The 11,852-nt window shown below is 40.2% G+C and carries 12 protein-coding genes; 7 read left to right on the top strand and 5 right to left on the bottom strand.

The features are described from left to right. Positions 1-160 precede the first annotated feature (160 nt). Both PTI45_RS11810 and PTI45_RS11805 read left to right on the top strand, forming a co-directional pair. Positions 161-1,672 (top strand): phospholipase D family protein, encoded by a 1,512-nt coding sequence (locus tag PTI45_RS11810; protein WP_069327791.1) that lies wholly within the window; start codon positions 161-163, stop codon positions 1,670-1,672. 221 nt (positions 1,673-1,893) lie between these two features. Then, a complete protein-coding gene (locus PTI45_RS11805) occupies positions 1,894-2,502 on the top strand; it encodes an esterase/lipase family protein (protein WP_069327777.1) in 609 nt (202 codons plus the stop codon). Positions 2,503-2,668: 166 nt separating this feature from the next. On the opposite strand, the gene cls is transcribed toward PTI45_RS11805, so the two are convergent. Continuing rightward, a complete protein-coding gene (gene cls / locus PTI45_RS11800; RefSeq protein ID WP_069327776.1) occupies positions 2,669-4,177 on the bottom strand; it encodes a cardiolipin synthase in 1,509 nt (502 codons plus the stop codon). 177 nt (positions 4,178-4,354) lie between these two features. On the opposite strand from cls, the gene PTI45_RS11795 reads away from it, so the two are divergent. From PTI45_RS11795 to PTI45_RS11780, 4 genes are read left to right on the top strand one after another with little or no spacing between them, the layout of a single operon-like run. Further along, the gene (locus PTI45_RS11795; protein WP_069327775.1) at positions 4,355-4,951 is read left to right on the top strand and encodes a TetR/AcrR family transcriptional regulator; all 597 of its coding nucleotides are present in this window, start codon (positions 4,355-4,357) and stop codon (positions 4,949-4,951) included. 40 nt (positions 4,952-4,991) lie between these two features. Then, positions 4,992-5,360, top strand: a complete 369-nt coding sequence (locus tag PTI45_RS11790) for a DMT family transporter (protein WP_069327774.1) — start codon at positions 4,992-4,994, stop codon at positions 5,358-5,360. Next, positions 5,360-5,674: a DMT family transporter gene (locus PTI45_RS11785; RefSeq protein ID WP_069327773.1), complete on the top strand. Its 315-nt coding sequence runs from the start codon at positions 5,360-5,362 to the stop codon at positions 5,672-5,674. Before PTI45_RS11790 ends, PTI45_RS11785 begins: the two co-directional genes overlap by 1 nt. Positions 5,675-5,688: 14 nt before the next feature. Further along, positions 5,689-6,627 (top strand): 1-phosphofructokinase family hexose kinase, encoded by a 939-nt coding sequence (locus PTI45_RS11780; RefSeq protein ID WP_069327772.1) that lies wholly within the window; start codon positions 5,689-5,691, stop codon positions 6,625-6,627. Positions 6,628-6,635: 8 nt separating this feature from the next. Here the strand turns inward: PTI45_RS11780 and PTI45_RS11775 are convergent, their stop codons facing one another. From PTI45_RS11775 to mobA, 3 genes are all read right to left on the bottom strand, one after another. After that, positions 6,636-6,836 carry a hypothetical protein gene (locus PTI45_RS11775; RefSeq protein ID WP_069327771.1) on the bottom strand — a complete coding sequence of 67 codons (201 nt, stop codon included), beginning with the start codon at positions 6,834-6,836 and terminating at the stop codon, positions 6,636-6,638. Between the two features lie 142 nt (positions 6,837-6,978). Next, positions 6,979-7,650 carry a TorD/DmsD family molecular chaperone gene (locus PTI45_RS11770; RefSeq protein WP_069327770.1) on the bottom strand — a complete coding sequence of 224 codons (672 nt, stop codon included), beginning with the start codon at positions 7,648-7,650 and terminating at the stop codon, positions 6,979-6,981. Positions 7,651-7,888: 238 nt separating this feature from the next. Continuing rightward, positions 7,889-8,536 (bottom strand): molybdenum cofactor guanylyltransferase, encoded by a 648-nt coding sequence (gene mobA, locus PTI45_RS11765; RefSeq protein ID WP_069327769.1) that lies wholly within the window; start codon positions 8,534-8,536, stop codon positions 7,889-7,891. Between the two features lie 103 nt (positions 8,537-8,639). Between mobA and PTI45_RS11760 the strand changes: the two genes are divergently transcribed. Continuing rightward, entirely contained in the window at positions 8,640-9,845 is a 1,206-nt protein-coding gene (locus PTI45_RS11760; protein ID WP_069327768.1) for an MFS transporter, read from the top strand. A 134-nt stretch (positions 9,846-9,979) separates the two neighbouring features. Here the strand turns inward: PTI45_RS11760 and PTI45_RS11755 are convergent, their stop codons facing one another. Further along, positions 9,980-11,671, bottom strand: a complete 1,692-nt coding sequence (locus PTI45_RS11755; protein ID WP_069327767.1) for a glutamine--tRNA ligase/YqeY domain fusion protein — start codon at positions 11,669-11,671, stop codon at positions 9,980-9,982. Positions 11,672-11,852 lie beyond the last annotated feature (181 nt).

The raw sequence follows: 11,852 nt of genomic DNA, 5'->3' as shown, positions 1-11,852 counted from the left end.
ATTTCATAAATACATTAAGTTGTATAAATTCTTTTACTATAATTAATATATAAACTTCCGAACCCCTGTTTGCAACTCAGTCTGCGTCAAAATTAATGTTTTGTTGTTAATGAATAGGTGGAAGTGTATGAATTACGCTTTCGGAAGGGGACAAAAAGAGATGAATTCTTTTTCAAATAATCAATCACCGATTCATGCTTCGCAGCGTAAATCACCCCGTAGATTTCAACGTTCCCATTGGGTTCGTTATGTCCTCGGCCTACTGATCGTCTGGCTTATCGCCGTTATGATCTATCAGACGAACAAACCTTTACCGCCTGGCGTATCTTATGAAAGCCCACTTTACACAGTGGATCATGTTAATTTTTACTATGATCTCACGTATCCCGCACCAGGTACAGGGGACCGATTTACACAAAAACGACAAATTTATGACAGAATACTTAAAATGATCGATTCGGCTCAACAATATGTGATTATTGATATATTTCTATTTAACGATTATGTACATAAAGGGCAAAAATATCCTAAATTGAGTGAAGGATTAGCAGATAAGTTAATCGAACGCAAAAAACAGGTGCCTAACCTCAAAGTGGTATTTATCACAGATGAGGTGAATACGAATTACAATTCAGGTCCTAATGGCTTACTGGAAAAGCTTAAAAAGAATGGTATTGATGTGGTACTGACAGATGTCGACTCACTTCGTGATTCTACACCGGTGTACTCTGCGATCTGGCGTACCTTTTTCCAATGGTTCGGGCAAGAAGGCAAAGGATGGGTACCGAATATGATGGCGACTGATGGACCTGATGTCACATTCCGTTCGTATCTGAAACTGATTAATGTGAAAGCCAATCATCGCAAAGTCGTAGCGACCGAAAATAGTGCACTGGTTTCTACAGGTAATGTGCATGATGCGAGTGCTTATCATTCCAATATCGCTTTTGAAGTGCAAGGACCTATTATCGGTGATATTCTAAAATCAGAACAAGCCGTGATCGATCTCTCGGGCAGTTCAGTGCAATTGCCTACCTATAAAGCACCTGCGGGAACAGCAACCAAACCGAAAGGCGAAGTTCAACTGCGTTATATTACCGAAGGTAAAGTATTTGATCGGTTGCTTGAAGCGATTGCAGACACCAAGCAAGGAGATACTTTATGGATGGGTATGTTCTACTTAGCTGATAAAGATGTTACGAGCGGGCTAATGGAAGCGTCCAAACGTGGAGTTAAAATTCAATTGATTCTTGATCCGAATCAGAATGCTTTTGGACAAGATAAGATCGGTATTCCGAATCGTCCTGTAGCTGCTGAGCTCAAAAATGCTTCTAGTGGCAAAATTGATGTTCGCTGGTACAACACTACCGATGAGCAGTATCACACCAAAATGATGTATATCGACAAAGCATCTGGTAATGATCTGATTATTGGAGGTTCTTCTAACTTTACGCCACGTAACCTGAAAGATTACAATCTGGAAAATGATCTTTGGATCTCTGCTCCAGGGGATAACGATCTGATGACCGGTGTAAATAAATACTTTACGATGTTGTGGAACAATAAAGGCGAAGAATATACGTTACCTTTAAGTGCTTATCAAGAAGATACGACATGGCTAAAAGATATCGCGTATCGTCTACAGCTAATTCTTGGATTTACAACATTCTAATAAATACTTTGTTCATTCTTACATTGCTAAATATATCGGTATAACCTCAAAGAACGATTTTTTCTTTTGCGAACAATGCAGAAGGAATAGATCGTTCTTTTTTTGCGATACCTAAAGTTAATAATTCCAAAAAGGGTTTACAAGCGAGTGTATTCGTTATATAATAATTCATATTTTGGTAAATTTATGTATTATAGAACACAACAAAAGGGAGATTGATTATGAAGAAAGTAAGTGTATCTTTGCGTTTGGTGCTATCTGTATTGCTATTATCTGTTTTTAGTTTGGGTGTTTTCACGCCAAATCAAGCCACTGCGGCTACAACACGTACACCAGTTATTTTTGTCCATGGACTTGGAGGAACAGCAAGCAACTTTACCTACATAGAAAGCTACCTAAGTCGTCAAGGTTGGGCTTCCAACGAACGATACGCCATTGAACTTCCTAGCAAAAGCGGTAACCAATTGCTAAATGCCGCTACAATCAGCCGTAAAGTTGATGAAGTATTAGCACAAACAGGCAGTCAAAAAGTAAATATTGTTGCTCACAGTATGGGCGGAGCCAACAGTCTGTATTATATTTTGAACAACGGTGGTCTTTCTAAAGTCGATAAATTAGTAACGATTGGCGGCGCTAACCGCTTAACGACTAGCAGAGCACCAGAAGGTATCAAAGTGACTTCGATCTACACGATTAATGACCAAATTGTCTCTAACCAATTGTCGATGTTAGATGGAGCCAACAATATCCGTGTCTTCGGTATGGCACATATCGGACTACTATACAGCCCTTCTGTAAGTGCTCTAATCACAACAGCACTTGAAGAATAATCCTATGTACCAAAAAGCTGACCTTGATAGCTAAGGTCAGCTTTTTTTGTGCGTTAACATTTTATGATCTATAGATAAATAGTGTATCTTTATTCATTTATAAATAGCATTGTGATAGTTGGACATCTTGCTGATACAATAGAAAATCTCTCTATAGGCTACCTTTTTACAACATCGGTGAAATAAGACGGGCAGCTGATTCGACAAGACGTTGCATCACTTTACGGCGAGCAAATCGATCTTGAATAATCAAACTGGCTGAATTCAGATCACGTTCAAAATCCCGTACCATCTGATGCACACTTTCTGTCTCTACCAACAAAGCATTCACTTCGAAATTTAAATGAAAACTACGCATATCCATATTCGCTGTACCGATTGTCGCAATCTCCCCATCTACAATCAACAACTTGGAATGTAAAAATCCTTTTTCATATTCATAGATACGTACTCCTGCTTCAAGCAATGTCACAAAATAAGAATGAGAAGCATAAAAAGGAAGTCGCTTATCCGGCTTACCTGGAAAAAGAATACGTACATCCAACCCCGATAATGCCGCCATCCGGAGTGCGGTCAGAATACTTTCATCCGGTATAAAATACGGAGTCGCTAACCAGACTGATCGCTTGGCTGACGTAATCATCGAAAAGAACACATGCTTAAGCACACGTAGATCATTATCCGGCCCACTTGCTATAATCTGCACGGCTCCACTTTGAGAAGCGATTAATTGTGGGGAAAAATAGACTTGATCCAGACAGGTCTCTCCTGTCACATGAAGCCAATCTTGCAGAAAGATAATCTGTAATGTACGTACCCCTTCGCCTTTGATCTGCATATGGGTATCACGCCAGAATCCATAGGTCTGACTGCGACTCAAGTATTCATCACCTACATTTAGCCCACCTATAAATCCGATATTGCCATCGATCACCACAATCTTACGGTGATTCCGATAGTTCACCTGACTGGATAATAACAAGATGCGTGCTTCACCAAATACACCCACTTGCACACCCGCTTCTCTCATTTCTTGCAGAAACAAACGAGGTAATTGCATACTTCCTACTGCATCGACCATAAAGCGAACTTCAATACCTTGTTGCGCTTTTTCAATTAAAATCTGCTGAATCCGTGTACCAATATCATCTGCACGGTAAATATAATATTCCATATGAATATGATGTTCGGCTGTTTCTAACGCTTCTAACAAAGCGGTAAATGTCTGTCCACCATTGGTTAAGATCGTTGTCTCTGTCGCTTGTGACACAGGAGTTACTGCTAAGTTCTGCGACAGACGAAGTAACAATTGATGATCTTCGCGAAAAGAAGATAAATCCAGTGCAGTCAGCATCCCTGCATTTTCGATCATCTGGTACACTTGCCGATCTCGCTTCGCTTTCTTTTCATACTTATGACGCTTGAATACATTTTGTCCGAACCAGAAGTAAAAAAATACACCGACAACTGGCAATAAAGCTAATAAGAGAATCCATGCCATCGTTACCGCAGGCTGGCGATTATCTATAAAAATAATAAATCCAATCGAAATCACACTCAGTGTTGAAAAAATACTGATAATCGTTCCAGTTGTGGGACCAAGTAGATCGAATCCTACATAATAGAGACCAAATAGTAAAACAATAATAAATACCCCTAGAACACCTTTACGCAATATCATCAACTCCTGTCTTCCTCTTCAGAGTATGTACGTAACTGAACGAGAAGATGTCGCATAACTTTGTTATACATATATCCTTCTTTACAAGGAATGACACTTTATTCACCTTTCTTGACAAACAAGATCAAAAAGACAATAATATTACCTAACGACCGTTAGGAAGGTGCTTATATGACTACAAAGCCTCAGCTATTAACGATAGCTCTTTCTCATTTTGCGCAAAATGGATATGAAGGCACTTCATTAGCAGATATCGCGAATGAAGCAGGTATCAAAAAACCTTCGATCTATGCTCATTTTAAAAGCAAAGAAGATTTGTTTCTGCATGTACTTCGTCAAACTTTAGCTGAATTCAAGCGACGAATTATTCGCTATATGATTCGTCATGTTCATATACCATTAGAACAACGTCTTTATCAGTTAATTGCTTTTTTACAACAGCAATATTCTGATGACCCTATCATCAAATTCGTGATGCGGATGTGTTTTTTTCCACATTCGGCTTCTGAAAAAGAAATTGTACCTCTGGTGTATGGTTTGATTGATGATTTGGAAGCCAGACTTTTACGATTATTCGATGTGCATGTCGATCAGCATGATCTGCTATTAGTAGTCACTACTACAGAAGCGGCCAAAGGATATATGACTGTAGTCGATGGCGTGATGATCGATATGTTATACAGCGAACCTTCTCGCTCTGTACAACGGTTAAATGTGATCTTCCCGATTTACTGGCGAGGCATCACCCCTTCAGGAACTACAATTTGATAGAAACGTTTAACGAACGATAAAGGAGATTAGATGTGTTATGAATCGCAATTGGTTGTACGTATTAATCGGAGGATGTATTGAAGTGGTCTGGGTATCTGGACTCAAACACGCTGCAACTCCAATCGAATGGTTATTCACAGCTATAGGTATTGCTATTAGCTTTTATCTTATTATCAAAGCATCTACTCGCTTACCAGTGGGTACAGTATATGCAGTATTTACAGGCATCGGTACAGCTGGAACCGTCGCTGCGGAGATGATTATTTTTGGCGAACCGTTCCACTGGCTCAAAGTGATCTTGATATTAGTATTGATGATCGGTGTAGCAGGATTAAAATTAGTAACAGACAGTGGCGTCAAAGCAGAAGCTCAATCTGCGGCTAAAGTGAAAGCAGGTGAAGCATAATGTCTTGGTTAGCTCTTGTTGTTGCTGGTGGATTTGAAGTAGTCGGTGTGATTATGATGAATCGTATCGTCCGTCACAAATCGTTACTCAATTATCTTTTGATGATTATTACATTTGCAGGTAGTTTCTCTTGTCTTACTGTGGCGATGAACGGTATTCCAATGGGAACGGCTTATGCGATCTGGACAGGGATCGGTACCGTCGGTGGTACATTGGTCGGTATGTTTATGTACGGTGAAGCCAAAAGTGGACTACGTATTTTGTTTATTGCTATGATTATCGCCTCGGCAATCGGACTTAAATTAATCGCTTAAGAGGTGAACAACTATTGATTACAACGGTTACGTTAAATACAGCGCTCGATATTATTTATTCTGTTCCTACGCTTCATATTGATCAGGTACACCGCTTACCGGGAATCACTGTTCCGGGGGGCAAAGGGATTAATGCTGCACGTGTTGTTCATATGCTAGGTGAATCGGTAACAGCTACCGGCTTGATCGCAGGATATAATGGACAGAAAATGCAGTCCCTTTTACAACAAGAAGGAGTAGCTTGTGAATTTACCGAAGTGCAAGGAGAAACAAGACTGGCAATTACTGTACTGGATCAACAGCAACGCACCCAGACTGAATTTATCGAACAAGGATCTTCATATGTAACACCTGAATCGTTGATCCTTTTGGAAAAGCAGGTAGAACAGTTAGCAAGTGTATCTGCATGGGTATTATTTTCCGGTAGTATTCCTGAAGGATGCCCTGCTGATCTGTATGCGACCTTAATCCAGATTGCTAAAGCTAAAGGTGCTCAGACCGCTCTAGATGCTAGCGGAGAAGCGTTACGTTATGGATTACAAGCTTCACCTGATCTAGTGAAACCTAATGAAGATGAAGCTTGTGCATGGGCAGGCATAGCTCCAAGTGATCACTATTCAGAGGAGACATTAGATGGTGTGCTGACAGCAATGTTAGATCATGGTGTAAAAACAGCTACGATCTCTTTGGGTAAACGTGGAGCCATAGCGGCTCAAGGCTCCCTGCGGTACAGAGTACATGTGCCAGAGCTTGATATTATCAGTGCGCTTGGAAGCGGAGATGCGATGGCGGCAGGTATGGTGACCGCAGCTTATCGTGGTGGTGATCTTGCAGAGATGGTTCGTTATGGAGCGGCTTGCGGTAGTGCTTGTGCTCTGCAACCGATCGCTGGCAAAGTAGACCTTCAAGATGTACAACAACTATATCAGCATATAAAAGTAACCCCTGAGTAAAGAAGTACTCAGGGGTTTTTGGTATGCGAACCGAATCGAACATCCATATAGATTTGACCTGTATCTCCATCGCTCACTACAAAATTGATTTCTTGTGGCACTAATTCTTTTAAAGCATATTGGCGTGCCCAATCTAACGATGGAAATTCCGCTCTTCTGTCTACAGCCTTTACGACAATACATTGTTTGAGGCAATAATATTTATTCAAGGCGGTAAACCTCCCTTATCACTCATTAGACTGTATTTTCTAATTTGACACAGCGAATTGGAAATAAATTACTTATATTTTCAAAATCAAAGCAAAAATTCCCTATTTCAGATCATGTGATCTATAAAATAGGGAATTTGAGTTAGGTTAAGCGATTCACGATCTGTTGTAATTCTTGTACATCATGTTGAAGATACGTCGGTAACATCTGTGCCCATTCACGGTACAACGGACTGCAAGTGGTTTTGCCAAGTTCAGCGCAGAATGAAGGTACCCATGGAATCAAATAATGTTCTAAAAATTCGATCTGCATTTGAGCGATCATTTTGCGGCTAGAGGAATGCATATCAGTCTCTGCCGAACGTTCAGCCAATAACGCCATAAATTCCAATTCAATTCCGATATGATCATCTGTTTCATGATCCATTTTTTTGAAAGCAATTCCTGCCCGTGCATAGACAGCATTCACAACAGCTTCATACGCCGTACGTCCTTGCTCATTCGTTAAATAATAAGAAGCTTGTGGTGGATAGCTAACATGTTGACCTTGCTCGAACAATTGACTGTATTCTGCACATTCCTGACGAGCATATTGCATAATATCATTCAACATCGTATTTTCTAACGTATGAAGCAGTGCATAGTCATTGGTAAATAGACGATTGATTTTGGACGCTTCTTTTTTCCATTCGATCAACTTGGATAATGTAGGTTTGCGTTCTAACATTTCGCTGAGTAAACGGTAAGTCATTACACGACTGTATAACCATTCTTGGCGAGCTTGATGGGTTTCCGGTTCTGTATACATAGTCATCTTAAATCACTCCTTGTGATAATATTCACATATTTAAATGATTGAATTCCGACATTGAAGGTTTGAAGCAATATATAGGTTAAATCGTTAGTCAACAGCGGTAGTAAGTACTGAAGAAGAGACTTGTTTTTATACTTTTATTGTACTCTATTTTGTAGCGATTAGGGGCGAATTAAGCATACGTTCATAAAATAGTCATGTTTGTCACGCTTTCAAAAGGACTTATGCCACAGACTGGCTATACCAAAGAAGGATATTGCTCCAAAAGATGCAAAACATGCTCATAGGACTGGGGATCATTCATATTATATAAGCTATACTCCGATATACTTTGAAAAGAAGATACTTCCTTTACATTTGGATCATACAATGACTCGATTTCTACATACTTTACCTGTTGCTGATCTAACCAATCTCTTACACGCAATTGGTTGTGTGCTAAGGCGGTCTGAAGCGATGGCAGTACACTATAATGATAGACCGCATACAGTGGATGAATACGTCCATGTTGCATAGGAATCACAGCTTGTATCCCTTCTATCCTAGTCTGCTCTATTAGATATTGCATCAGTACTGTACTGGCAAAAGGTAGATCACAGGCACTGACTGCATACCATTCACTAGAAATCTGTGATAAAGCTGTATGTAGACCTGATAAAGGCCCTTGTCCGGGAAAAATATCGGGCACTTCGGAGAGCTTTAGAAATGAATAATCAGCATTGTGATTGCCTGCAATCCATAGCGAAGATACAGTTGGTTTTAATGCTTTGGCTACACGTTCGATAATGGTATGATCATCTATAGGCAATAATGCTTTATTTTGACCCATACGGCTTGATTGACCGCCTGCTAAAATAATACCTGTATATTTTAAAGAGGATGGCATAATAGATTATCCTTTCTACTCCAGAAATAAACAAAATTGGTTTGTATCCCTTTTCAACACATGCTACAGTGAATGAAATGTCTGATGAAAGGATTGGCTGGCTTTGCATCCGAATATAAACAACACTACTTTTAGACCACTACGATGGTTTACGTTTTTCATATATGGCACACTGGTTATTTTTACGAGCTTTTTTCAATTATACCTGCAAGATATCGGAATGAGCCAGAGTGAGATCGGTGCTTTGATGGCCATTGGTCCGTTGATTTCATTAATTGCTAATCCATTTTGGGGATTTTATAGTGATCGTCTACAAAATGTACGATTTGTTCTGCTGATTATGATGCTAGGCACGTTGCTCATGGTTCAGCTTGTTTTTCATGTGCAGAATTATACGATTATTTATATTGTTATGGCGGTCTTTTTCTTTTTCCAGACCCCTATGTTATCGCAAAGTAATACGTTGATTTTGAGTTATATTGATGGCACACCCAAAAAGTTCGGCGGGTTTCGTTTGTATGGTTCACTGGGTTGGGCGTTAACAGCTGTTGTAGCAGGTCCTGTCATCGATCGATTAGGGGTTTCTCAAATCGGTACGGTGTTTACGGTGTTGCTTCTTATTGCAATCGGTATCATTTTGTTATTGCCTCCACAGACCAAGTTACCGGGTGGATCACCGACAATGAATCGGTATGCGATGAAGAAGTTGCTGGGCAATCTGTATTTTGTAGGTTTTATTGTATTTGGTATTTTGGTAGCGATTCCGAATGCAATGAACAGTACCTTTGTCTCGCTCTATATCGTTGAACTTGGGGGAACCAAGTCGATGGTCGGTTGGGCTGTATTTGCTTCTTCTATTTTTGAAGCGGCTTTATTTTTGCTATTTGATCGTTATCTTAAGCGTAATATTTCATTTATGATCGGTTGGTTAGCGATTGTCAGTCTGTTATTTACATTACGCTGGTTTTTGATGGCAGAAGCGACTAGCCCATGGGAAATTATTGCGATTCAATTGCTACATGCAGTAACATTCGGTGGCTATTTCTATGTCGGTACACAGCTCACCATGATGTTTGTTCCCAAAGCATTCCGCAGTTCCGGTCAAGCGATCTATACGATGACATGGAGCGGTGTATCCGGTGTGATTGCTGGCTTTCTCGGTGGATGGTTATTCCAGAACTTCGGTTCGGAGCAGATGTATCTAGCCGGTGTTGCTCTTTCGTTTGTTGGAGCGATCGGTTTTGCATCGATGTGGCTGAATGTGAAGCGAACGCAGTACCGAATGGAAGAAGAGGACGAACAGTATTAATGTATCTCATCCTATCTACTCATCTGTAATTTCATCATAGATAACATCAAAAACCGCCCATTTCACTTGTTGAGAAAGGGCGGTTTTTGTGATGTGATTTGTTCCTATTTTAACTGTGAAAGAATTCTATGATCTTATGCTTTTGGCAATTTGAACGAACTCTTCATCGAGACAACAAGGTTAAAGACCGGATCGCCTGGCATCGTGTATTTCGGATCAGCACTGAAATAACCATGACGGAAAAATTGGTAACGATCATATCCTTTGGAATCTTTCAAACCAGGTTCTACAAACCCGTGAACCACTTCAAGTGATTTTGGATTTAAGTAATCCAAAAACGTTTTTTCAGCAGTCTCTTCATTTTCATCAGTTAATTCTTCGTCTGCTTCTTCCGCTGTAATCAACGGCTCATATAGACGGAATTCAGCAGGAACGGCTTGGCTCGCTTCGACCCAATGAATAGTACCTTTGACTTTACGTCCGGTAAATCCACTACCGCTTTTCGTTTCCACATCATACGTACAATGAATCTCTGTCACATTGCCTTCTTCATCTTTGATCACATCGTTACATTTGATAAAGTAAGCATGCTTCAAGCGAACTTCATTGCCCGGGAATAAGCGGAAATATTTATTCGGCGGATTCTCCATAAAGTCATCTTGCTCGATATAAATTTCACGTGAAAATGGAATTTGGCGAATACCCATTTCTTCATTTTCAGTGTTATTTTCAGCATCTAGCATTTCAATCTGTCCTTCAGGGTAGTTGGTAATGACCACTTTAAGTGGACGCAAAATACCCATCGTACGAGGAACACGCAATTTCAAGTCTTCACGTACAAAGTGATCTAGTGTTTGTAGATCGACAACGCCCTGACTTTTGGAAATACCGGTCTCATAGACAAATGCACGAATACCTTCTGGCGTATATCCACGACGACGTAATCCTGAGATCGTTGGCATACGTGGATCATCCCAACCATCAACAATCTTCTCGTCCACCAGTTGCTTCAGCTTACGTTTACTGGTTAGCGTCTGCGCTAGATTCAAGCGACCAAATTCATATTGATGAGGTTCCGCTTCAACTTCACACTCACGAATCACCCAATCATAAAATGGACGTTGATCTTCAAATTCAATCGAACAAAGAGAATGAGTCACATGTTCAATCGCATCTTCTAATGGATGGGCAAAAGTATACATTGGATAAATGCACCATTTGTCACCTGTATTGTGATGCTCTAGATGAGCAATACGGTAGATGACCGGATCACGCAAGTTGATATTTGGTGAAGACATATCAATCTTCGCACGTAGTACACGTTCACCATTACCGAATTCGCCTGCACGCATACGGCGGAATAAATCTAGGTTTTCTTCAATCGTACGTTCACGATAAGGGCTGTTCTTACCCGGCTCGGTTAGTGTTCCGCGCATTTCACGAATTTGATCAGCCGATTGATCATCGACATAAGCAAGTCCTTTTTGTATTAACAATTCTGCTTTTTCATACATCGTATCAAAATAATCCGAAGCAAAATATTTACCTGTCCATTCATAGCCTAGCCATTTCACATCTTCTTCAATCGATTTTACGTATTCTACATCTTCTTTTGCAGGATTCGTATCATCAAAGCGCAAGTTCGTACTACCACCGAATTCTTTCGCAAGTTCAAAGTTAATCCAGATTGCTTTGGCATGACCAATATGGAGATAACCGTTCGGCTCCGGTGGAAAACGGGTAACGACCTTTTTGACTTTACCGGACTGTAGGTCTTCCGCAATTACAGTTTTTATAAAATTAGGCGGGGTATTTGTATGCTCCACGTCAATCAACCTTTCATCGTTCAGTTTGTTTTACAGGAATAATCCAATACTTCCATTATAACTGTTCTGGCAAGTTAGACAAGGATATGCACATGAAGACAGAGACCATTGTCCTGTTCTAGTGACTGCATTTTTGATGCTAAATGGCTTTGACGCTAGAGGATGAATACGGTAGCATGTA

Origin of the sequence: Paenibacillus nuruki (assembly GCF_001721045.1) — a bacterium.
GTDB lineage: Bacteria > Bacillota > Bacilli > Paenibacillales > Paenibacillaceae > Saccharibacillus > Saccharibacillus nuruki.
Note: the sequence above shows the minus strand (reverse complement) of the source record. Positions and strands in the feature narration are given on the sequence as shown.

Excerpts from the sequence above, each read along its gene's own strand:
- PTI45_RS11805 (WP_069327777.1), top strand. The coding sequence starts at position 1,894 with ATGAAGAAAGTAAGTGTATCTTTGCGTTTGGTGCTATCTGTATTGCTA.
- mobA (WP_069327769.1), bottom strand. The coding sequence starts at position 8,536 with ATGCCATCCTCTTTAAAATATACAGGTATTATTTTAGCAGGCGGTCAA.
- PTI45_RS11810 (WP_069327791.1), top strand. The coding sequence starts at position 161 with ATGAATTCTTTTTCAAATAATCAATCACCGATTCATGCTTCGCAGCGT.
- PTI45_RS11795 (WP_069327775.1), top strand. The coding sequence starts at position 4,355 with ATGACTACAAAGCCTCAGCTATTAACGATAGCTCTTTCTCATTTTGCG.
- PTI45_RS11790 (WP_069327774.1), top strand. The coding sequence starts at position 4,992 with ATGAATCGCAATTGGTTGTACGTATTAATCGGAGGATGTATTGAAGTG.
- PTI45_RS11785 (WP_069327773.1), top strand. The coding sequence starts at position 5,360 with ATGTCTTGGTTAGCTCTTGTTGTTGCTGGTGGATTTGAAGTAGTCGGT.
- PTI45_RS11770 (WP_069327770.1), bottom strand. The coding sequence starts at position 7,650 with ATGACTATGTATACAGAACCGGAAACCCATCAAGCTCGCCAAGAATGG.